The following is a 22527-nucleotide window of genomic DNA, read 5'->3' as shown; positions in this document are numbered from 1 at the left end:
GAGTAATGTAAAAACATTGTTATTACTATGAATAAGAGCCATAAATCTAATGCTAAAACTAGAGCACCACTACAGGTAGCTATTCGAGCTATTGGCAACTCTAAAGGCGTGGTTATCCCAAAGATTATTCTTGATCAATCTGGATTAAAGGAGATTGTTGAGATGTCGGTCGACGGAGAAAAAATTATTCTAAGTAAGCCCAAAAATACTGTGAGAGAGCATTGGGCTCAAGATGCCCAAAGCCTTGCTAAGGTTGGCGAGGATAATTTGGTGCTTGGAGATTTTGCAAACGAAGATAATGGAGATTGGGCTTGGTAAAGAGCATTGTTTCTCGTGGAGAAATTTGGCTTATCAATTTAGATCCTACGATCGGAAGTGAAATTAAAAAAACACTTCCTTGTATTGTGGTATCACCTCAAGATTTAAATGATCATTTGCGTACCATCATTGTTGCGCCTATGACTAGCAAGGGTAGACCTGCGGGCTTTCGGGTACCCATTACGCACGATGGCAAGAAGGGGCTGATTCTTTTAGATCAAATCAGAGCTGTTGATAAAGCGCGCTTGGTCAAGAAAGTGGGCAAGAGCAATCCAAAAACCCTATCTGCCAGTCTTGGCGTGCTACAAGAGGCTTTTGCTATTTAGCTTCTTTATTAGAAGCCTGCCGCCAATCCATCTCTACGGTGATCACTGCCAGCAATAAAAGCAGAGTCGGCATCTTCTGAGAGTTTGGCAATTGCTTGCGCACTGCCAAAGTCCAAGCTGTTTGCTGGTTGTACAGCAACCTCATGTCCTAGCGCTTTCAATCCATCAACCACGCTCTGGGGCATTGCCGCTTCCACAGTGAGCTTGCCTACATCATCAATACGCCAACGTGGCGCATCAGAACAGGCTTGTGGATTAAGGTATTCATCTACAAAGCGCATCACGAATTGAATATGACCCTGCGGCTGCATATTGCCGCCCATCACACCAAATGCCATAGTAGGTTTGCCATCCTTAGTGAGGAAGGCGGGAAGAATGGTGTGGAAAGGGCGCTTACCTGGAGCAACTTGATTGGGGTGCCCATCTTCTAATCGGAAGCTCATGCCACGATTATGAAAAGCAATGCCACCTGGGGCGACTACTCCAGAGCCAAAGCCTTTGAAGTTGGATTGAATATAAGAAATCATCATGCCGGATTCATCGGCGGCACATAAGTAAACAGTACCGCCTGAGTGTGGGTCTCCAGGTCCATAGCTCCCAGCCATGTTGTGATCAATCATGGCTGCACGATTAGCTAAGTAATCTCTATTTAAAAGAGAGCTCACCGGCATTTGCATAGAGCGTGCATCTGAAACGTAGGCATAAACATCAGCAAACGCCATCCGCATTGCTTCAATTTGTAAATGAATCCGTTGCGCTGAGTTGGCGGGGTACTGCTTCACATTAGCTGCCTGCAAAATACCTAGGGCAATTTGAGCGGCGATACCAGATCCATTTGGCGGAATTTCATGAAGAGTGTAATCACCATAATCGAAAGCTAAAGGCTCGACCCACTCCGGCTGGTTATCGGCGAAGTCTTGCATAGTGAAGCAACCACCAGTAGCTTGCGCAAAATCCACCATACTCTGTGCAAGGGGGCCTTTATAAAAAGAGTCGCCTTCTGTAGCGGCAATTTCTTTGAGAGTTTTGGCTTGTGCGGAGTATTTCCAGATTTGTCCCGCTTGAGGTGCTTTACCATCAATTAAAAATGATTCTACAAAACCAGGTTGGTTTTTAAGGATTGGAATAGCTTCACGCCATTGACGGGCGATGACAGGTGAAACTGGAAAACCATTTTCCGCATAATCGATCGCGCGTTTAAACAATTGCGCAAAGGGCAGCTTGCCAAACTTTCTGGAGAGTTCGATCCAGCCAGCAACCATGCCTGGGACAGTAACTGTATTCCAACCAATTAAATCCATAGCCTCTTTGCCGGAAAAATACAACGGCTTCCACGCTGCAGGGGCTCGGCCAGAAGCATTTAAGCCATGTAATTTCTTACCATCCCAAAGGATTGCAAAGCCATCTCCGCCTATGCCATTCATCGTAGGTTCAACAACTGTGAGCGTGATTGCAGTTGCAAGTGCCGCATCCACTGCGTTGCCGCCACTTTGTAGAGCTTCAATGCCAGCTTGAGTAGCCAGTGGTTGAGAGCTCGCAACGGTGTTTTTAGCTAAAACAGGGGCGCGACTACCAAAAGGAGGGGATATCAACATAAGGACTTATCTATTTAACGACTTAATCAACTTTAACATTCGCTGACTTTACTACCTTCTCCCATTTACTAGCTTCGCTTGCAGTAATTTCAGACAATTTTTCGGAGTTTGCAAACTGAGGATGAATACCTTGGGCTGCCATACGCGCTTTGAAATCTGGATTCGTAAGAATCTTACGGATTTCTTTTTCTAATTTTGCAATGATCAGTGGAGATGTTCCCTTGGGAACATAAACCGCATAAAAGTTTTCCACATCAAACTGCTTCAGGCCATCTTGTCCGAGAGTGGGAACATTGGGCATTAAAGGAGAGCGTTCTGCTGCGGCGATAGCAATCGGGCGTAGCTTGCCACTCTGAATATGGGGCAATGAAGCTGTTACGCTGTCAAACATCATGAGGGTGTTGCCCGCAATCAAATCAGGCAAAGCAAAGCTGCTGCCCTTATAAGGAATATGGGTTCCTGTTGCGCCGATACGTTGCATAAACAAAGTGGACTCTAAGTGGGAGAGGCTGCCATTACCTTGCGATGCGTAATTAAAGTCACCCTTTTTAGATTTAATAAAGGCGATGAGTTCGGGAAGGTTTTTTGCTGGAACGCTGGGGTTCACCACAATTAAATGGGGAATTGTTCCAATTAATGCCACTGGAACAAAATCTTTTTGTAAGTCAGCCGGTGGATTTTTAAATAAGGCTGAAGAAATCGATTGATTTGTCAGCGCGCTAATGTTGATAGTGTAGCCATCAGGAGCAGCTTTAGCGCCAGCTTGTAAGCCAATCATACCGCCAGCGCCCGGCTTGTTCTCCACAACGATGGATTGTCCCAATGCTTCTGCTAATGGTGCCGTCACACTACGCGCAAAGATATCGGTAGATCCGCCTGCAGGAAAAGACACAATCGCAACAATCGGTTTTTTAGGCCAATCTGTATCGGGGGCGGCAAGAGCCAAGTTACTTAAAGTCAAAAGTCCTAAGGAGCCAAGGATGAGGGATTTGAAATAGCGCATTTAATGATCCGATAGTGAGATGAGTAATATAGTATTGGAAATTCAGAATCTAGTTTTAAAAAGATCAAATAGAGAAACGCATGACATCAATGAACAAAACAACCAGCGGAATTGATATGTCAGCCTATTGGCTGCCTTTCACACCAAACCGCTACTTTCAGCACCATCCGAAGATCATGCAGTCTGCCAAGGGAGCTTACTACTTTGATGATCAGGGTCGTAAGCTGTTTGATGGTTTATCTGGGCTATGGTGCTCCCCATTGGGGCATGCTGATCCACGTATTGGTGCAGCGATTCAAAAGCAGTTTGAAACCATGGACTATTGCCCTGCATTTCAGATGGCCAGTGAAACAACTTTTAGCTTAGCTAGTCGAATTGCGAAGATGGCGCCGGAGGGGCTGGATAAAGTATTTTTCACCAACTCTGGTTCTGAGGCGGTTGATACTGCATTGAAGATCGCCATTGGTTATCACCGAGTAATGGGTAATGCATCCCGTATTCGACTGATTGGTCGAGATCGCGCTTATCACGGTGTTGGTATCGCCGGTATATCCGTAGGCGGCATGGTCTCCAATCGCAAAATGTTTGCCAGCATGATGATGCCCGGTGTAGATCATTTGCCACATACGTTAAATCTCTCGCAGATGGCATTCTCAAGGGGACAGCCAAAGTGGGGTGCCCATTTGGCAGAAGAGTTAGAAAAGATTGTTGCTCTTCATGATGCCAATACGATTGCTGCTGTCATCATGGAACCTGTGCAAGGGTCAACCGGAGTCATAGTCCCACCGGATGACTATTTACAAAAGATTCGTGAGATCTGTACTAAGCACGGTATTTTGCTGATCTTTGATGAGGTGATTACTGGCTTTGGGCGCTTAGGCGCAAACTTCGGTGCAGATCGTTTTGGTGTGACACCCGACATGATTACTTTTGCTAAAGGGATTACGAATGGCGTGATTCCAATGGGTGGTGTGATTGTGCGTGGAGATATTTACGACAACATTATTTCGAATGGTGGTCAAGAGCAAGCAATTGAATTTTTCCATGGCTATACCTATTCAGGGCATCCAATCCCAGCAGCTGCAGGCCATGCAGTACTCGATATCTTCGAGTCTGATGATTTGGTCAATCGGGCTAGAGCCCTTGAACCTGTTTTAGAGGATGGACTTCATGCCCTTAAAGGTAAGTCTGGCATTTTGGATATTCGTAACTTTGGTTTATCTGGGGCTGTTGAACTTGACCCTGTCCCTGGGAAGCCGGGTCTTCGTTCCATGAAGGTGCTGGAGGCCTGTATTGAAAGAGGCACTTTAGTAAGGGTGGCGGGTGACGCTATTGCCGTAGGGCCTCCATTTATCTCTAAGCCTGAAGAGCTCGAGTTTATGTGTAGCGTGTTAGGCGATGCTATTGATGTAGCGATGCAGATTAAATAAGCGGATTAAAGAAACAGAGATCTATCACTTGTTAAACAAGTGATAGATCACAGGAATCGCCACTGCACTGACAACGCCATTCATGCCCATCGCTAGACTGGCATATGTTCCCGCTTCAGGGTGAATGCTAAACGCACGTGATGTGCCGATGCCATGTGCACCGATGCCAATGGCAAAACCTCTTTGCCACCAAGCTTTCATACCCAATGCATTCAATACAAAGGGTGCCAAAATAGCGCCTAGTATTCCGGTACTTACTGCAAAGATGGCTGTCAAGGTAGGTGAGACGCCAATACGCTCTGCGATACCCATGGCAATTGGTGCGGTAACAGATTTTGGATACATGGCACCAGTGATGCTGGAGTCTGCCCCAAGCGCAGTAGCAATACCTACCGCACTAATGATTGACACCAAACCGCCTGTGCAGAGCGAAGCAATCAAGGGGAGTGATCTCCCCTTAAGACTGCCCAATCCTCTGTAGATGGGAATGGCTAAAGATACCGTCGCCGATCCCAATAGAAAGTGAATAAACTGAGCGCCCTCAAAATAAGTCGAGTAGGGCATTTCAATAAATTGAATCGTGCTTGCCACAATCAAAATGGCAATTGCTACTGGATTGGCTAATGGATTCTGATGACTGGCCTTATAAATACTGAGGCCAATTTGATAAGCCGCCAGCGTAATGAACAAGGCAAAAAGCGGGCTACCTGATAAGTAAACCCAAATCTCGACGATGGAGTGCTTTTCACTCATGAGATTCTTTCTTGCTCAATAAACGAGCGACTAACGCGCTAGAGGCAATGGTGAGGATAACGCTACCAATGAGGGCGCTAATAATGGCCCATGCATTTGCCTTGAGTTGCGGCAGGAAAAGCACCACGCCAACAGCGGCTGGAACAAAGAGAAGCCCAAGGTATTGACTAAAACCATCAGCCACTATGGCTAACTCGGAATTAATCCCCTTGCGCAAAACAAGCCACAGTACTAGGAGAACCAATCCAATGACAGGACCAGGTAGCGTTGGCAAAAGGAACTTAGAAACGAGTTCGCCCAAGCTTTGAAAGAGAAGGATTTGTACGAGACCAAAAATCATGCTTTATCTTACTGCCCATTAATTTATGTTGCATAGCAATATATTAATTCTTAGTTAAGATAAGCACACGATAAGAAGGGGTAATGAACTCACCCCTGACACCATAAAAAGAATTTATAGGAGAGCACTCATGGCTGAATTGAATGTCAATGGCAAAAAATACAAGGTGGACGTAGATCCAGAAACCCCATTGCTTTGGGTAATCCGCGAACAGGTTGGATTAACCGGCACTAAGTACGGATGTGGAGTGGGTCAATGCGGCGCATGCACAGTGTTATTCGAGGGTCAGGCTATTCGTAGTTGCTCAATTCCTGTAAGTGCAGCTGAAGGTAAAAAAATTGAGACCATTGAAAGCTTGGAGAAGAGCGGTCAGCTTTCTAAAGTTCAAAAAGCGTGGGTAGATAATCAAGTGCCTCAGTGCGGTTACTGTCAGTCTGGCATGGTGATGGCAACCACAGCCTTGTTAAGAAATAATCCAAAGCCTACCGATGCGCAGATCGATGAATCCATTACTAATATCTGCCGCTGTGGCACATTCCAGCAAGTGCGCGCAGCGATTCATGCTGCTAGCAAGGCTTAAGGGGAAAGACATGACTGCAAATACAAATACTTCCCGTCGCCATTTTGTTATTGGCTCTAGTGCAATTGCCACTGGCTTAGCCATTGGGCTCGATCTCTCTTTCATGTCTGCTGCAAATGCAGCCATGGGCACTGGCACCACTGCTATGACGCCATTAGCTACCCCAGAAATTGGTATTTGGGTGGTAGTAAAGCCAAATGATGATGTTGTCGTGCGCATTGTTCGTTCCGAAATGGGGCAGGGCACGATCACAGGTTTAGCGCAGTTAGTTGCAGAAGAATTGCAATGCGATTGGAAAAAAGTGTCTTATGACTATCCATCACCTGGCGAGAATTTAAAGCGTAAGCTGGCATGGGGCAGCTACTCAACTGGTGGCAGTCGCGGTATTCGCACCTCTGAACAATATGTTCGTAAGGGTGGAGCTGCTGCGCGCATGATGTTGATTCAGGCTGCAGCCAACCAGTGGAATGTTCCTGCTTCTGAATGCGTTGCAAAAGATAGCGTGATTACCCATACACCGTCTGGCAAAAAAACGACTTTCGGTAAAGTATCTGTAGCAGCATCACAGTTGGAAGTGCCAAAAGACGTCCCATTGAAGGATCCCAAAGAATGGACCTTGATTGGTAAGCCTGTCAATCGTATCGACGGTGTTTCTGACAAGGTGACTGGTCGACAGGTCTATGCAATTGACTTGAAGATGCCAGGCATGCTGGTAGCTAATATTAAAGAGTCCCCAGTATTTGGCGGCAAAGTGAAAAGCTACGATGCAGCTAAAGCGCAGAGTATGAGAGGCGTGAAGAAAGTAGTTCAGGTCGGTGACTCAGCGGTAGCAGTTGTCGCTGAAACATTTTGGCAGGCTAAAACCGCTTTAGACCAAGTGAATATCGTTTGGGATAGTAGGTCCAACGCCAACGTCTCCAGCGCTTCTATTAAGAAGATGTTGGAAGAGGGTTTGAACGCTGATGATGCTTTTGTACATAACACTAATGGTGATGTCAAAGCAGCGATGTCTGGTGCATCTAAGAAATTAGAAGCTACTTATTTCTACCCATTCTTAAATCATGCCACCTTAGAGCCGCAAACAGCGACTGCAAAGTGGACTGCCGACTCTTGTGAGGCTTGGGTTCCAACTCAAGACGGTGAAGCTTCATTGGCAGCTGTTATTGCTGCATCTGGACTTCCTGCGGAAAAATGTAATGTTTATAAGGTAAACCTTGGTGGTGGCTTTGGTCGTCGTGGCGCTTTCCAGGATTACACAACACAAGCGGTCAATATTGCCAAGCAAATGCCAGGCACTCCTATTAAGTTGATTTGGACTCGTGAAGAGGATATGACCCAGGGTCGCTACCATCCCATCATGATGTGTAAGATGACTGCAGCAATCGATGACAAGCAAAACGTCACTGGTATTAATATGCGCCTATCAGGTCAATCTATTTTGGCTGCGGTGCGTCCGGCGGTAGTTGCCGCAAACAAAGGTAAAGATCCTTTGACCTTCCAGGGTCTTGAGGACAGCGGGGAGCATGGTATTACTTACAGCTTCCCTAATATCACTATTGATCATGCGATGCGTAATACTCACGTGCCACCAGGATTCTGGCGTGGTGTGAACGTCAACCAAAACGCAATCTTTATTGAAACGTTTATGGATGAGTTGGCTGAAGCAACCGGCATGGATGCAGTAGAGTTCCGTCGCAAACATATGGAAAAATATCCACGTGCAGTTGCAGTATTGAATGCGGTAGCTGATGGTATCGGTTGGACCAAGCCAGCTGCCCCAGGCGTATATCGTGGGGTTGCGCAAATGCGCTCATTCGGTAGTTATGTTGCTGCAGCCTGTGAGCTATCGGTTAAGAACGGCAATGAAGTGAAGATTCATCGCATTGTTGCTGCTACCGATCCGGGCTACGCAGTAAACCCTGCGCAAATTGCCCGTCAAGTGTCCGGCTCCTTTGTCTTCGGCCTATCCGCTTTATTCGAAGAAGAGATCACGATTGAAAATGGTGCTGTTGTTCAGAAGAACTTTGATACCTTTAACTCAATCCGCCTCTATCAGATGCCGAAAGTCGAAACCATCATCATTCAAGGCGGTGGCAAAGACTGGGGTGGGGTAGGCGAACCAACGATTGCGGTGGCTGCACCAGCTGTTCTCAATGCCATTTATCGTGCGACAGGTAAACGCTTGCGCACCGTGCCTTTGAAAAATAGCGGCATCAAGTTGGTTTAAGAGCTAGCTCACAGTGAAGTTGTGTCGATGAGAAAGAGGATTGCACTAGCGTTTTTATGGCTAGTCATCCTCAATCTGAATGCTGTGCATGCTCAAGTAATTACGGGGGATTCGATTTTCGAATCCCTTTCTTCTGAGGTAGGCAATCCAGCCCGTGGCAGGGTAATCGTGGCAAGTCGTCAAAAGGGCTTGTGTTTGTTGTGTCATAGCGGCCCCTTTCCGGAAGAACGCTTTCAAGGGAACTTAGCTCCCGAACTAAAGTCAAGCGTAGCGAGGTTAAATGCACCTCAATTAAGAGCCCGTATCGTAAATGCAGCGCATTTCAATCCACAAACGATCATGCCAGCCTACTATCAAACAAGCCATCTCAATCGTGTAGCCTCTAAATTTGTTGATCAAACCATATTGAGTGGCCAAGAGATCGAAGACGTGATTGCTTTCTTAATGACTTTGAATAATCAAAACTAACTGTAACCAAGATGAAAAATATTATTTACCAGCATCGCCGAAAATGGCTTAAGCAGATTCAGGGTCTTGGACTGATGACCCTTGGCTTGCTAGCGAGTCCTTTAACAGCCTTTGCTAAAAAAGAGGATGCAAATGAAGCCATTAAAAAAATTGTTGGTGGCGCCACTCTTCGGGAGGGTAAGGTTACTCTAACTATTCCTCCGCTGGTGGAGAACGGCAATCTAGTGGTTTTGAAGGTCAGCGTAGATAGTCCAATGACTGCCAATGATTACGTTAAGACCATATATGTGATTGCCGAGGGCAATCCTTTGCCCAATATCTTTACTGCGTACCTTACCCCTCGCTCAGGAACTGCCAATATTACGACTCGCGTCCGTTTAGCTGATAGTCAGAAGGTATGGGCTATTGCGCAAATGAGTAATGGTAGTTTTTGGCAAGGTTCTGCTGAAACTTTGGTAACCCTTTCAGCATGTACGGAGATGGTATGAGTAAAACTTCCCGTACATCCATTACGATGCCGGCGACGGCAAAAAAAGATTCCATTATTGAGATTCGCGCAATTGCGCAGCATGATATGGAATCTGGTTTTCGATATAGCGAGGGCGGTAAGCCCATTCCGCGCGACATCATTCGTACCTTTACCTGCACCTACAACACTGTGGAAGTCTTTAAAGCGGATTTCTATTCAGGGATTGGGGCTAATCCCTTGATCATCTTTACTACTATCGCTGTTGAGTCTGGAACCCTGGAGTTCAGATGGGTTGGGGATGATGGGTACGAGGCGATAAACCAGTCTCACATTACTGTTTCGTGAATAAGCAGACATCTCTTTTTCTTAGCAGTATTTATCTCATGCTTGCTAACTTCATATGTATGGGGGTAGCCAAAGCGCTGCCACCATCACAGCAATCTAGTTATGAATTAATGTCTGGCGAGAACAAGGCGATGCAGGATGACCCCTCACTCAATCCAGCAATGTTTTGGGTTGGTGATGGAGAAAGCCTGTGGCAACAAAAGCTTGGCCCAAAAAATAATTCTTGTGGCACCTGTCATGGAGATGCAAAAAAATCCATGCGTGGTGTAGCTACGCAATATCCTAAAGTCATCAAAGGCAAACTTCAAACACTGGAAGGTCAAATCAATCAGTGTCGCGTCAGCGCTCAATCAGCTCCCGCCCTAGTCTACGAGAGCAAAGATCTCTTAGCCTTAACTGCCTTTATTGCGTTTCAGTCCAAGGGCATGCCAATTGCAGTTAATGAAAACTCTGCTAACGCATCTTTCTTAAAAAAGGGAAGGCAAACTTTTAATGAGCGCATGGGGCAGCTCAATTTATCTTGTGCGCAATGTCATGAGGATAGAGCAGGTCTAAAGCTTGGCGGCAGCCCGATACCGCAAGGGCATCCCAATGCCTATCCGATATATCGCTTAGAGTGGCAAACCCTAGGGTCATTACAAAGGCGCCTACGGAACTGCATGAGCGGTGTACGGGCACAACAATTTGAGTATGGTTCGCCAGAGATGGCGCAGTTAGAGTTGTTTCTAATGTGGCGAGCTAGAGGTCTACCCCTGGAATCTCCAGGAGTGAGGCCGTAGCAAAGATCCTTTCTCAGTTAATCAGAAAAGACTACTGAAGTCGCTCCATTAATAAGAACGCGATCGTGTAGGTAGTAACGTAAAGCTCTTGAGAGGACGGCGCGCTCTAAATCTCGACCCTTTCGTACCAAATCATCTGGTGTATCGCCATGGGTAACGCGCGTTACGTCTTGCTCGATGATCGGACCTTCATCCAGATCGCTGGTCACAAAATGGGCGGTAGCTCCAATCAGTTTGATACCGCGCGCATGTGCTTGGTGATAAGGCTTGGCACCCTTAAAACTAGGTAGGAATGAATGATGTACGTTAATACAGCGGCCAGATAGCTTGGTCGATAAATCATCGGACAAGATTTGCATGTAGCGCGCCAAAATCACCATATCAACCTTAGACTCGGCAACGATTTCTAGAAGCCTGGCTTCTTGTGCCGGCTTGGTTTCAGGTGTGACTGGTAAGTGGTAGAAGGGAATATCTGCAAAATCGATGCTGGCATAGACGTCACGAGGATGATTAGAGACGATACCGCAGATGATCATTGGCAATTCACCAATGCGCCAGCGATAGAGAAGGTCAACCAGGCAATGGTCTAACTTGGAAGCCATGATTAATACGCGCTTAAGATCCTTTACGGCACGTAGCTCCCAAGTGAGCTCAAAACGCTTTGCAATTTCCACAAAGCCCGCTCTGAGCGACTCTACATTCGCAGGACAGCTAAAGCTGACGCGCATAAAAAAGCGCTTTGACGCTTTGTCATCAAACTGTTGAGCCTCTTCAATATCACCCCCCAGTTCAAATATGTAAGTAGAGACCGCGGCAACAATGCCAGGCTTATTGGGGCAGGTGAGGGTGAGGTAATAGTTTTCAGTGATCATATGAAATTGTTAGTGGATTGCTTATAAGGTGTAATTTTAGTCTGTTATCCCCTGGTTGGGGGTGGGTGGCAGAGTTATTGCTGGGCGGATTTTTGAATCGTATCCGCAGGACCCAATAAAGGCTCGCTATTGTCAGTAATCGTTGGCAGGACAACTTCAATGCAGATAGGTTTTGAGTCAATCACATTAAAGAAGCTGCATTCCTTCTTGGTAGCAGCAGATGCAGCGTGTTCCAAAGGAGACTTGCCTGTGGCTGCAGTTGATGCAAGGCTAACTGCTGTTCCAGGATTGGCTACAGCAGCAGTTCCAACAGCGCTGGCAGCTGCCGTACTGGAACTACTTAAAGCGGCTAAAGGCGCAGCGCATCCGCTAATAAAAAAAACCGATATCCCTAAGACGGCTAGGACAATCGCTTTCAGCGTTAATAAACCTGTTTTACTTTGTCCGGCAAGCAACGTTAAAGACTCCGGCTGGCCAAGATCCATTCTCAATAGGCTCAAAAGAGCTATCTGGAGTTTTTTGTTCTTCTACTACTTTGCCTTTGCCCATATTCCCGGAAAAGACTTTAAATTCGATAGGGCGATACTTCGTGGCGCTGCAATCAAATTCGTTAAGGCCAATAAGGGAGTTTGCAGTCTCTTTAGTTTTTGGATTTTGTCCCGGTTTTTTGAAATCTAATAAAGACATAATTTGTACTTTATCGCCTTGCTTTTGAATCGTAGCTGCGTCTACGTAAAGAGTGAAAGCATCAGGTTTGCCGATCTCTTGCCATTCTGCAAATGCGTTGGGAGAGCAAATTATGGTGGTGGCTAGAACAAGCAGAGAAGATAATTTTTTCATGAAAGGCCCTTTAAAATTTCTGGTCACAATAATCACATTTTACCTGCCATGAATGGCAGCCGTGGGATTTTTAGCATTTATTGAAATGCTTATTTATTCATCAATTCAAGCTGTCGACCAGTCTTTTCTGGCTTCATCTGCAGCGGGAGATATTCATTATTGGCCCACAAAGAGTTCATATTGCGATAGAGCTTGCTTTGCACCCATCCAGATTGGCCTGTCTGATATACAAAGAGTGATTTCTCCAAATCGGATAAATCATAGACTGTCCGTAAGCTTGGAGCCTGAAGTGTTTCATAGGGATTATTGGATTGCATCAGCTCAAGTCGTCCCACATTGACAGAAAAGCTATCCCCAGGGAAGGGGGTTTTGATATTAAATAAACCTCCCAGTAGCGGCACCTTGCTAAATGGACGATGCTCAGAGACGGCGATATGCGCTTTACCCCAGGCCCAAGATTTAGGATCGCTGCCATACTCCTTGCTTAAGTAATCCAGGGCTTTATCAAGCGCCTGATTGGAGGACTCCTGACAGGATTCAACCTTCTCAGTTTTTGGATCGTCACACCAGGGACTGTTAGGGTTTTTCACTTGCTGTATTAGTGGAGCGCGATAGTTACGTGCCCCATAATTTTCAGTAAATAGGTAACTCAATCTAGAGAAGAGATTGCGCGTTAATTGGTCCGCCCAGACATTGAAAATAAGTGCGCCTGCGCTATCTACTTTCATATTGCCATCAAAACTTTTACCAATCTCCATTGCTTGCGCGCTTAAGGGATGAGAGCTTTGGCTGGCCTTAAATAGTTCTAATAGGGGTGTTGCCCCAAGCGATAGGGTATCGCCTTGCATGATTTTCATATCATCAGCCGAATGGGTGTCCTTAGATTTGATGAGATCAACTATACGGTCATAACGGGTTGGTAAGTCCCAGTCGCCCGTTAAAGGGTTGGGATCATTAGCCGCAATAATTTTTTGATTGGCGGTCGCTATCCAACCTTGCCCTGGGTTGTTGCTGGAGGGGAGTTGTTCAAATGGGACATAGCCATTCCAGTCATACTGACGTTCCCAGCCAGGAGCTGGCGCTACCCCATAAAGCCCCTGGTGCAGAATTCTTTTGGGAGCCACTCCCGCCGCCTGATAAGCAATATTACCTTCTGTATCTGCCATCACCACGTTTTGCATCGGGGCATAATTTTTTCGTAGAGCTTGTTTAAATTGGTCAAGATCAGCTGCACGATTCATATCCATCAAGCCAGCAACTGATTGGTTTTCAAGATCGAGCGCTGTCCAGCGCAAGGCAAGAGCAAAGCGATCCGTATCAATCGTACGTTTGGCCTTTGCATAGGAATCAGAGATAACGGGACCATGTCGAGTTTCTTTTACCAAGAAAGTCAGCGATGGAGATCCTTTGATATCAATAATCTCTTGATGCACTTTGAATGGAAGTGGCCCATCAGGACCTCGATACATACCCGGATTCTTTGAATCAATTTGCTCAATGTATAAATCTTGAACGTCAGGCCCGGTATTAGTAAAACTCCATGCAAACTTATCCGTTCTACCCAAAACCACTGCAGGTATTCCAGGGAGGGTGCCACCGATGACATTTAAACCAGGGGCTTCAAGGTGGGCGAAGTACCAGACAGCCGGAGCGGAAAGTCCCAGATGGGGATCATTGGCCAATAAGGGCTTGCCAGAAGTACTGAGCTTGCCGCTCAAGGCCCAGTTATTGGAGCCGATACCATCTCTTGCTCCCATTTGATCTAACTGGCTCAATTCGGTTGCAGGCAAATTCTGAGGCCTGCTTTCTACTGGACCAGGAGAGGGGTGAAAGACCTTCAACTCTCTATAGAGCTTGGAAAAATCAACATTGCTGACGGGCTCATCATTTTCATATGGCTGAATCACTTCCCATACTTGTTTGGTGCTCAGGAATTGTGAGAGCTCAAGTCTTTGTAACTCTTTCTGCCAATTTCCACCTAAGTCATAAGCCATCATCAGCATCCAAGCTACGCTATCTGTTGGTGACCAATGGCCTGGTTTTGAACCTGTTAAGAAATACTCCACTGGGAGAGCCCAGCCTAATTGCGCATTACCAGCATTGACACCATCGGCATAGGCTTGTAGTAGACGCTTGGCAGAAACGGGGTAACGATCAAATTGGCGTTCAGCTGCACGCTTGATGCCGAGGGTGCGCACAAAGCGATCAATTTTTACGGTGTCATTACCCAATATTTCTGAAAGTCGACCGCTCGCAATGCGTCGATTCATTTCCATTTGCCAGGAGCGTTCACTAGCATGTAGGTAGCCTAAAGCAAAATAGGCATCTGCTTGGCTTTTTGCATTGATATGCGGAATGTCAGACGCATCAAAGGTAATGGCAACAGAATCACCCAGACTTTTAATTGCACGTTTGCCGGAGATATTGGATTGGGCAGAGTATAAATAGGCAAGAGTGCCTGCTAGGCCGGCTATGAGACATAGCCCTATAAGCCATATTCCAGAGCGCAAAAGCTTGCCGAGCCCCGATGATTTTTCCGGTAAATTCATGGATGTATTTTAGATGTTTTATCTAGTGCACTCTTGGGCAGAGGGGCAAAAGGGGCTCTAGGGGCCTTGCGTGCTAAAATTTCGCTTGTCTTGGTTTGTTTAGCACTGCTTCACTAAAAGTGCGGGCCCGAGTGGTGAAATCGGTAGACACAGCAGATTTAAAATCTGCCGACTCAAAAAAGTCGTGCCGGTTCGATTCCGGCCTCGGGCACCACCTCCAAACCACAATTTCCCCTATTCCCCCTTTTGGATGTATTTTTTGGCCTTTTCTCGCACCACTTTTATGAGAAATCCCAGTAAAATCAGGGCTTTAACCTGCCATATAAAATTTTTTGATTAATCCGCCAAGGATTTCATCCTCAAACTCTTCGTTTGGGTTTATCTCAATTTCTTCCTTAGGGATTAAGAAGGCATTAACACTTTCTTTTTTTATTGGAGGGTTTGCTGGTTTCATTCAAGCCGCCTCAGCTGCTCCTCCAGTAACTGCGCTCCCAATCAACGGCCAAGTTGTCGCTGGTTCCGCCTCCATTTCCCAAACCCAAACCCCCACATCTGCAGCAATGACGGTGAACCAAACTTCACAACGCGCTGTTGTGAATTGGGATAGTTTTAACGTGGGTAAAAATGCTTCGGTAACGTTTAATCAACCCAACGCAAATGCAGTCACCTTAAATCGCGTCACTGGTGCAACAGCATCAATGATTGAAGGCGCTGTTAAAGCAAATGGACAGGTCGTCTTTGTTAATCCAAACGGCGTGACCTTTGGCAAAGGCGCAGAAATTAATGCTGCTGGTGTCGTAGCCACCACCATGGATATCTCCAATAAAGACTTCATGGACGGTAAATCGACTTACAAAGGTAACGGTAAGGGATCAGTGATCAATGAAGGCAAGATCACAACCAATGCTGAAGGTGGTTACATTGCCCTGTTAGCCCCCGAAGTGCGCAACGATGGCTTCCTCTTGGCCAAAAAAGGATCGGGTACGGTAGCGATGGCTGCGGGTGAGCAAATTACCCTGGACTTTAAGGGCAACTCCCTGATGTCCGTCAAAGTTGACGTTGGAACGTATAACGCCCTCATTGAAAACAAGCGGGTAGTTGAAGTTAATGGTGGCCTAGTCGTGATTGCGGCAGGATCAGCTAACCAACTGATGGCTAGCGTCATTAATAACACCGGCCGCATCTCCGCCAGCAGTATGGTCAATAACGGCGGAGTCATTGAACTAGTAGCCAATACCGTCACCCAAGCAGGCAAAGTAACAGCCAACAGCAAAACAGGCGAAGGCGGTCAGATCAATATCGTCGGTAATGACATCACCATTGCTCAAGGTTCTAAAACGACCGCTACTGGCGCTACCAACGGTGGTCAGGTCAACATCGGCTTAGCCGCAACAGCAGTATCTGGCGGTAGCCAGGTAAATGCATCTGTAGTTAATCCAACTCAAGCCGCCCAAAATGTAAAGGCTAATGCAGATGCTGCAGCCAAAAATAATCAACTCGCTCAAACAGTCGCCATCCAAGAGAATGCGTTGATCGATGCATCTGCTACTCAAGCTGGGAATGGCGGTGTGATTGCTATCTGGTCACAAGTGCAAACTACGGTTGCGGGCATCCTTAAATCGATGGGTGGAGCAATCTCCGGTAACGGTGGATTTGTTGAAACATCCTCTAAAGGATCTGTCTCCTTAGTGCCAACAGCGAGTATCAATACCAGCGCAGTAAATGGCAAAGCGGGAACCTGGTTATTGGATCCAGTCGATCTGATGATTGATGCTTCAACAGCAAATACTATTTCTACGGCTTTATCTACTGGCAACGTCACTATTGCTGTAACTGCCAACACCACTGCTTGTAGTGTGGGTAGCTGTATTGTCAATGGTACCGGTTCGATGACCGTTGACAGCGGGGCACATATCCTCAAGGCTGGAACTAGTTACACCACCTTAACTATGAGCGCGGCTGGCAACTTTGTCCTGAATGGCAGTATTGAAGGTCAAAACTTAGATGTGATTATTAGTTCTTCAATTGCCTATCTCGGTGCAGCAGGATCATCTATCAATGCATCCAAGATAACAATTCAGGCGCCCACGATCACAATTGCTAGCAATGCAAGGGTTTTGGCAAATAACTACTTATTTAGTGGGGGCGCTGGTACTCTAGGCAATGCAATTGAGTTGTTAGCTCAAGCCATCTATATATCAGGCGCTCTAAGGTTAAGTGCTGGCCTGCCAACAGTGCCTGCAGCACCCCTTACGGCGGTGAATCTGATTACCCTTAACGCTGTCGGTAGTGGTAATACGATTTACTCTAGCGCGGCAGCAAATGATCCTACCTTGCTTGTTGTTAACTCAACAACGCAAGCTGCAAGTAATGTCATTTATTTGACGGCTACTCAAATAATTCCAACTAACGCTGCGATAGTGGGTTTGGAGTCTGGCTCTCAGGTTCTGGCAAACGGAACCACGGGCGGAGCTATTTACCTAGCGGGTACGGATGTTTATACCGGGGGCGCCTATACCGATCCCATTACCAATCTCGTTATGCCTCGAAGTCAATTACAGGCTAATGGAGTGGCTGGCGATGGCGGCATGATTGGTATAAAGGCGGATACGATCACTATAGCTGGGGAAGCATCTGCAGGAGGATCAGTTAATGGTGGCTCAATAAATCTGATTGCTAACACTGGTACCTTGAATCTCCATGGCGGTCTCATTCAAGCCAATGGTGGAAGTGGTAGCGGTGGAAGTATTAGTGCTCTAGTGACAGCAGCTGCATCATTTACTGCGGATAATCATTTTGGAGTCGCTCTCGCGGGGTCAAGCTTTGACTTAAGCAACACTCTGTTTATCACTGAAAATACAGCGACAGCCACCTCGGGATCCTTGAATCTTGGTTATCAGCTAACGAATGCCTCTGGTACTACCATCACTCTTGGTGCTGGTTCTTATGCAAATCTTTCTATTTCGGGGACGCCAAGTTACTTAAGTAATGCCAGTGCCATTACGAATTCAGTAGGCGCTGGCAGCTATCCAAACCTCATCGTCAAAGGCGTGACCTTGAGTGGAATGGACTCTGGTCACTTTATGCTGGTAGCTACTCCTGTTAGCCTAACAGTTAGTGCCGCACAACCAGCGGCACCCTCAAGACAACCAGCGACAACGTCAGTGCAAGCAGTAGCAGCAGTTGCCCCTCAACAACCACCGCCACCACCGCCACCGCCACCGCCCCCAGCGGTGTTCTCTAGTGCGCCGTTGCCTGCTCCAGCTCCTCCGCCTGTCGCAAATACACCGCCACCTACTGCTGCAGCGGGAGAGACTTCCATGTCAGTACCGGGTAAGGCACCACCTTTAGTGATGATGGCTGACGGTAGTATTCAGCTCACTCCACCTGCGCCGCCTCCTACGGCCAATGCTTCAGCACCCCCACCGCCTCCACCGCCAGCGGCGCCTCCACCGCCAAGTAATCGTGCCAGCTCCAATCGAGAGAGTGGAGATGGTAGAAGTGCCGCTAACAATTCCGAGGCACGAAGGAATGGAAGTGCTAAAGATGGCGTAGATAAAACGGATGCAAAAGAGCGTTCGAGCAAGTCCAATAATGGGCCATCTAAGTACGTCAGTAAGTATGCGAATGGATTCCGTAATAACAATAAGCCAGGCTCTAAAGCGGGGGCTGCTAAAGACCTCGCAGCTAATAGACCTGGCCCCAATAGAGTAGGTAAGTATGAAAACCGCGTACAAGCCATGGGCAACAACCCGGCCGCTTTTGCTGCAATGAAACAAAACCCGTTTGCGGGATCTATCTTGCCATTTCCGGCAGGTGTTCAGCAAGTTGACACAACACCAATTATTCTTAGGGGTGGTGATAGCTTGGCGCAATCCTACGATGATGTACCATCAATAAGAAATTCTGGGGTCGCTACTGTAGGTCGTTCGCGTAACTCTGAAAATTTCCATGAAAGTCTTGAGTCGGTTAATCTCATGTCGACTCTAAATTTATTTATCCTCCATTAATTGGGTTGAAGATTGGCAATACATGATTAGTTACTTACACACGCTTCCCAATATAGTCATTGGCCTTGGTTTTATGTGTGTTGGATTATTGTTATCTACAGTAATTCCTTCCTACATTCGCTGGAAATACAAACTGAATCCTGGGGAGCATCTTGCTAAGGGCGCCGAAGAGGGCTTTAAATTATTTACCTCTATTACTTTGTTATTGATTGCTTTTTCATTGGTGCGTGTACAAGGTGATCATCGTAATGTTGAAGATCTAGTTTCACGCGAAGCTGCGCTAATGTTTAAATTAAACCGCTCTTTAGCGGCTTTTGGCGGCGCGAATGCCGCAGAGCTCCAAGGCGATTTAAAAAGTTATGCAAATGCCGTTGTAGATGATGAATGGCCATTAATGGCAAAAAACGAACGAAGTGAGGAGGCTTCTAACGATCTGACTGATTTGACGCAGGGCATTCGACTCTTAGATCCTAGAAACCCAGTACAGCAGATGGCTAGAGCGGAAATCGTCACGACCTTAAATCAACTATCTGATGTTCGCGAGGCTCGTTTATCATCCGCCCGTTTAAAGTTGCCCCCGTACTTAAGAGATGCCCTAGCTATTTCAGTTATTTTGCTCATTCTATTTGGTTGGCTGCAAAATCCGTTGCCAAAAATGGTTGCGTATGTCGGAGGGGTGACTATTGGAGTCGCGGTTCTGTTTACATTAGTCATTGCCCTGGAAGGATTGTTTGTTGGTGAAAGCCAAGTCACTCCTGAAGCTATCACTCATATACTGCCGTCATTGGGCGCCTAACTATGTCCATTAAGTCTGTTGATTCAACTGATTTGCAATTCATTCAACTACGTGGGTCAACTACAGTCATGAAGTTGATGCAGAGGATTGGTATGCGCTATATGGATGCAAACCCCAATGTGCATTTGCCTCTAGTTGGCGGCAATACTGCGGTAGGTTATAAGTCCGCATTAGATGGTACCTCTCAGATTGGGATGGCTTCTGGACAGATGCCGGCAAATATTGAGGTTTGGGCTCACAAACATAAACTTCAGATTGAGGAGGTGACGATTGCTACTGATGGTATTGCGACCATTGTCAATCCGGCTAACCCAATTAATAACCTTACGCTTGAGCAGTTACATGACATATTTACGGGAAGCATCACTTCCTGGAATTCATTGGGTAAATACTCTGGACCAATCAATGTCGTAAGTCATGACCCTCAGTTGGGAACATACGAGCAATGGAAGAGGCAGGTTGCTGGTAAAGAGCATATTACTTTGAGAGCAAAGGTAGTAACAAGCTTAAGTAGTTTGATGCAGGCCATTACCTCAGACCCTTATTCGATTGGGTATGTGGGCACGACTTTTTTGAATAGGGAAAAAGTAAAACCGTTATCTATAAACGGTGTTTTACCGACCTATTTCACCATCAAAGATCGTCAGTATCCAATTCGCAATAACTTGCAGCTCCTGATCAACCCGTCAGCTGGAAAAGAAGTTAAAGACTTTGTTGCTTATTGTTTAGATGCAAAAGCGGGGCAAGCCATCATCAGAGAGATGGGCCTGGTTCCGGTGGCGAGCGAGCAATGATGGAACGCCGCCAATTTCTTCGCAATATCGGCATTGTTGCCGGCATCGGTGGTGCAGCACTGGCTGGTTTGGCTGTATATCCTTACGTGATCGCAAGAGCTCAAAAAGAGCTCATGATTTCTGGATCTGTTGCGGTATCTCGTTTTGTTGCTTTATTGTCCGCGCCATTTGTCGAAAAAAATCCCCATGTTAAGGTAGCAATTGAAGGGGGCGGCTCTTTAGCGGGCTTGACCGCACTAGATAACGGCGGCATTGATTTGGCGATGATGTCTAGAGATCTAAGTTTTGAAGAATTTAACCTTGATCTGCAAAGCCATCTGATTGGAATCGAAGGCGTAGCCATCGTGACCCATCCTGGCTTGAGTATTAAAAGTATTTCTATTGAGCAGTTAAGCGATATCTTTGAGGGCATCATTAGCAACTGGAAGCAATTAGGCGGGCCCAATGAAAAGATTCATGTATATGGCCGCAATGAAGGTTCAACTACCCGCGCATTTATTGAAGATGTTGTTTTAAGGGGCGCTAAATTCACTCGCGATATTAAGGTCTTTGATAGTGCCGCTGGAATGTCAGATGCCATTACAGATGATTCTTTTGGTATTGGATATCTAACCAATAAAAATATCAGCGATAAAGTAAAAGCAGTTCCTATAAATGATGTTGAGATTAGCGATAAAACACTTTTACTGAAACTATATCCGCTAAGTAGGGATATGTTTTTGGTAACTAAAAATTCGGGTAGTGCGCTTGCTAAAGATTTTGTGAAATTTAGTTTGAGCACCCAAGGGCAGGATATTTTTGTCAAGCATGGCCTAACCCAGGTATCACGATAGGTATTTAAGTTCATGGCAGATACATCAAACGAAGTTGAAGAGCTATTATTTAAAGGCTTGGATTGGCTCAGAAGTAAGCACCATATACGCAAGGGTCTGGCGCTTATTGTTATCATTCTTCTGCTCGGGTTGGCTGGTAAATTTGCATATGAGCTTTACCCTCGTCATTATGAGTTGACCATTAGCGGTGGGGGTATGCTTACCAAAAGTCACCACCTAGCTAAAGTTTTGCAAGAAGAGGCTTCTCGCAGAAATGTCACCCTGACTATCGCCCCCACAGCCGGTTCATTTCAGGCCCTCAATGATTTAAACGATGGGACTCTAGATCTTGCCTTTGTTCAGGGCGGTATTGATGCAGTGGGTTACGAGAATGTACGCCAGGTTGCATCGATTGCCCCACAGTTGATTCAGTTTCTGGTGAGGGGTGAAGTTAAAACCATTCACGACATCCGTGGCAAGACAGTGAATTTAGGTGAAAAAAATGGTGGCCCCAGCGTGGTCTCCAATCAGATCCTCCGTTTTTCAGGTTTAGTTCCTGAGGTCGATTACGCTGAGACTAACTTTAGTGATGAGCAGTTGCTGTCTATGAAGGCTGATAAGCTTCCTGATGTGATTGTTCAGGTTTCTTATGCACCATCCGCTACAGTCGACTTTCTGGTGCAAAAACGGGGGTACCAGCTCTTAGAGATGTCATTCCCACCATCATTAGCTATGCGCATGGGCTGGGTAGCTGACGCTAAGATTTTGGCTTATATGTATCAAATTTCGCCACCTGTTCCGGCTAAAGATATTCAAGTGGTAGGCGTCAATCTCAATCTTTTGGCAAATAAAGATGTAGATTCATATGCCATTGCAGCTCTACTGCCTGTTTTATACAGCCCACAGATTACCTCGCGTTTTAACTTTCCAATTTCAGAAGACAAAATGCTTACGCCATCGGGGTTTCCGATTTCCGATGGAACAGAGGTCTACATTGCTAGCAAACAACCATTTATTACTGCTCAAACGCTCGATCAGATTAAGGGAATCTTTGGCCTGGTGATGTCGTTGTTATCAATTGCTTTGGTGGTGTTTAAGTGGTTTAAAGCTCCCGAAGATGTAGGGGAAGCCAGTTTGAAAGATGATGAATCCGAGAATGATTCCGAGACGCCAAACCCTATCAATACAATTGCGACAAATATCTCTCAATTAGAATAGCGA

General features: G+C 46.2%; 23 protein-coding genes and 1 tRNA gene. 15 read left to right on the top strand and 9 right to left on the bottom strand.

Translation table 11 applies throughout. From position 1 onward, the window contains the following. The first annotated feature begins 27 nt into the window (after positions 1-27). Positions 28-318: an AbrB/MazE/SpoVT family DNA-binding domain-containing protein gene (locus C2755_RS06135; protein WP_215320045.1), complete on the top strand. Its 291-nt coding sequence runs from the start codon at positions 28-30 to the stop codon at positions 316-318. A gap of 5 nt (positions 319-323) precedes the next feature. Beyond that, positions 324-644: a type II toxin-antitoxin system PemK/MazF family toxin gene (locus C2755_RS06130; RefSeq protein ID WP_215322322.1), complete on the top strand. Its 321-nt coding sequence runs from the start codon at positions 324-326 to the stop codon at positions 642-644. Positions 645-652: 8 nt separating this feature from the next. Here the strand turns inward: C2755_RS06130 and C2755_RS06125 are convergent, their stop codons facing one another. Both C2755_RS06125 and C2755_RS06120 read right to left on the bottom strand, forming a co-directional pair. Continuing rightward, a complete protein-coding gene (locus C2755_RS06125; RefSeq protein ID WP_215320043.1) occupies positions 653-2239 on the bottom strand; it encodes a gamma-glutamyltransferase family protein in 1587 nt (528 codons plus the stop codon). Positions 2240-2261: 22 nt separating this feature from the next. Then, the gene (locus tag C2755_RS06120; protein ID WP_215320042.1) at positions 2262-3242 is read right to left on the bottom strand and encodes a tripartite tricarboxylate transporter substrate binding protein; all 981 of its coding nucleotides are present in this window, start codon (positions 3240-3242) and stop codon (positions 2262-2264) included. Positions 3243-3331: 89 nt separating this feature from the next. Here C2755_RS06120 and C2755_RS06115 point away from each other — a divergent pair, with 89 nt between their 5' ends. After that, positions 3332-4672 carry an aspartate aminotransferase family protein gene (locus C2755_RS06115; RefSeq protein WP_215322321.1) on the top strand — a complete coding sequence of 447 codons (1341 nt, stop codon included), beginning with the start codon at positions 3332-3334 and terminating at the stop codon, positions 4670-4672. A 24-nt stretch (positions 4673-4696) separates the two neighbouring features. On the opposite strand, the gene C2755_RS06110 is transcribed toward C2755_RS06115, so the two are convergent. Together C2755_RS06110 and C2755_RS06105 are read right to left on the bottom strand one after the other, a co-directional pair. Then, the gene (locus C2755_RS06110) at positions 4697-5425 is read right to left on the bottom strand and encodes an LrgB family protein (RefSeq protein ID WP_215320040.1); all 729 of its coding nucleotides are present in this window, start codon (positions 5423-5425) and stop codon (positions 4697-4699) included. Beyond that, positions 5418-5765, bottom strand: a complete 348-nt coding sequence (locus tag C2755_RS06105; protein WP_215320038.1) for a CidA/LrgA family protein — start codon at positions 5763-5765, stop codon at positions 5418-5420. The genes C2755_RS06110 and C2755_RS06105 overlap by 8 nt, the downstream gene beginning before the upstream one ends. Positions 5766-5895: 130 nt before the next feature. On the opposite strand from C2755_RS06105, the gene C2755_RS06100 reads away from it, so the two are divergent. From C2755_RS06100 to soxA, 6 genes are read left to right on the top strand one after another with little or no spacing between them, the layout of a single operon-like run. Then, the gene (locus C2755_RS06100) at positions 5896-6345 is read left to right on the top strand and encodes a (2Fe-2S)-binding protein (RefSeq protein ID WP_215320036.1); all 450 of its coding nucleotides are present in this window, start codon (positions 5896-5898) and stop codon (positions 6343-6345) included. A 10-nt stretch (positions 6346-6355) separates the two neighbouring features. Beyond that, on the top strand, positions 6356-8572 hold the full coding sequence (locus C2755_RS06095; RefSeq protein ID WP_215320034.1) for a xanthine dehydrogenase family protein molybdopterin-binding subunit: 2217 nt from the start codon (positions 6356-6358) through the stop codon (positions 8570-8572). A 27-nt stretch (positions 8573-8599) separates the two neighbouring features. Beyond that, the gene (gene soxX / locus C2755_RS06090) at positions 8600-9040 is read left to right on the top strand and encodes a sulfur oxidation c-type cytochrome SoxX (protein ID WP_215320032.1); all 441 of its coding nucleotides are present in this window, start codon (positions 8600-8602) and stop codon (positions 9038-9040) included. Between the two features lie 11 nt (positions 9041-9051). After that, entirely contained in the window at positions 9052-9528 is a 477-nt protein-coding gene (locus C2755_RS06085) for a SoxY-related AACIE arm protein (protein ID WP_215320030.1), read from the top strand. Next, positions 9525-9854 carry a thiosulfate oxidation carrier complex protein SoxZ gene (locus C2755_RS06080; RefSeq protein WP_215320029.1) on the top strand — a complete coding sequence of 110 codons (330 nt, stop codon included), beginning with the start codon at positions 9525-9527 and terminating at the stop codon, positions 9852-9854. The genes C2755_RS06085 and C2755_RS06080 overlap by 4 nt, the downstream gene beginning before the upstream one ends. 38 nt (positions 9855-9892) lie before the next feature. Beyond that, positions 9893-10633: a sulfur oxidation c-type cytochrome SoxA gene (gene soxA / locus C2755_RS06075; protein ID WP_215320027.1), complete on the top strand. Its 741-nt coding sequence runs from the start codon at positions 9893-9895 to the stop codon at positions 10631-10633. A 17-nt stretch (positions 10634-10650) separates the two neighbouring features. Here soxA and purU read toward each other — a convergent pair whose 3' ends face one another. The 4 genes from purU to C2755_RS06055 all read right to left on the bottom strand — a co-directional run bounded on the left by purU (position 10651) and on the right by C2755_RS06055 (position 14894). Beyond that, complete coding sequence (gene purU / locus C2755_RS06070) at positions 10651-11505, bottom strand: formyltetrahydrofolate deformylase (protein ID WP_215320026.1); 855 nt, start codon at positions 11503-11505, stop codon at positions 10651-10653. 74 nt (positions 11506-11579) lie between these two features. Then, positions 11580-11990: a hypothetical protein gene (locus C2755_RS06065; protein ID WP_215320024.1), complete on the bottom strand. Its 411-nt coding sequence runs from the start codon at positions 11988-11990 to the stop codon at positions 11580-11582. After that, entirely contained in the window at positions 11941-12345 is a 405-nt protein-coding gene (locus C2755_RS06060) for a surface-adhesin E family protein (protein WP_215320022.1), read from the bottom strand. The genes C2755_RS06065 and C2755_RS06060 overlap by 50 nt, the downstream gene beginning before the upstream one ends. 89 nt (positions 12346-12434) lie before the next feature. Next, complete coding sequence (locus tag C2755_RS06055) at positions 12435-14894, bottom strand: penicillin acylase family protein (protein ID WP_215320020.1); 2460 nt, start codon at positions 14892-14894, stop codon at positions 12435-12437. Between the two features lie 125 nt (positions 14895-15019). On the opposite strand from C2755_RS06055, the gene C2755_RS06050 reads away from it, so the two are divergent. Then, positions 15020-15108 (top strand) — tRNA-Leu (locus tag C2755_RS06050). Positions 15109-15204: 96 nt separating this feature from the next. Here C2755_RS06050 and C2755_RS10390 read toward each other — a convergent pair. Then, positions 15205-15348 carry a hypothetical protein gene (locus C2755_RS10390; protein WP_251368578.1) on the bottom strand — a complete coding sequence of 48 codons (144 nt, stop codon included), beginning with the start codon at positions 15346-15348 and terminating at the stop codon, positions 15205-15207. Between C2755_RS10390 and C2755_RS06045 the strand changes: the two genes are divergently transcribed. From C2755_RS06045 to C2755_RS06025, 5 genes are read left to right on the top strand one after another with little or no spacing between them, the layout of a single operon-like run. Then, the gene (locus C2755_RS06045; RefSeq protein ID WP_251368569.1) at positions 15281-18904 is read left to right on the top strand and encodes a filamentous hemagglutinin N-terminal domain-containing protein; all 3624 of its coding nucleotides are present in this window, start codon (positions 15281-15283) and stop codon (positions 18902-18904) included. The two genes, C2755_RS10390 and C2755_RS06045, sit on opposite strands and share 68 nt — an antisense overlap. Positions 18905-18926: 22 nt before the next feature. Then, a complete protein-coding gene (locus C2755_RS06040) occupies positions 18927-19700 on the top strand; it encodes a DUF4239 domain-containing protein (protein WP_215320016.1) in 774 nt (257 codons plus the stop codon). A 2-nt stretch (positions 19701-19702) separates the two neighbouring features. Then, the gene (locus C2755_RS06035) at positions 19703-20494 is read left to right on the top strand and encodes a phosphate ABC transporter substrate-binding protein (RefSeq protein ID WP_215320014.1); all 792 of its coding nucleotides are present in this window, start codon (positions 19703-19705) and stop codon (positions 20492-20494) included. Beyond that, entirely contained in the window at positions 20491-21327 is an 837-nt protein-coding gene (locus C2755_RS06030; protein ID WP_215320012.1) for a phosphate ABC transporter substrate-binding protein, read from the top strand. The genes C2755_RS06035 and C2755_RS06030 overlap by 4 nt, the downstream gene beginning before the upstream one ends. Before the next feature lie 12 nt (positions 21328-21339). Then, positions 21340-22524 (top strand): TAXI family TRAP transporter solute-binding subunit, encoded by a 1185-nt coding sequence (locus C2755_RS06025; RefSeq protein ID WP_215320011.1) that lies wholly within the window; start codon positions 21340-21342, stop codon positions 22522-22524. The last annotated feature ends 3 nt before the right edge of the window (positions 22525-22527 follow it).

This window comes from Polynucleobacter sp. MWH-S4W17, assembly GCF_018687535.1.
GTDB lineage: Bacteria > Pseudomonadota > Gammaproteobacteria > Burkholderiales > Burkholderiaceae > Polynucleobacter.
The sequence above is the reverse complement of the archived record's forward strand: the minus strand, read 5'-3'. Positions and strand labels throughout refer to the sequence as shown.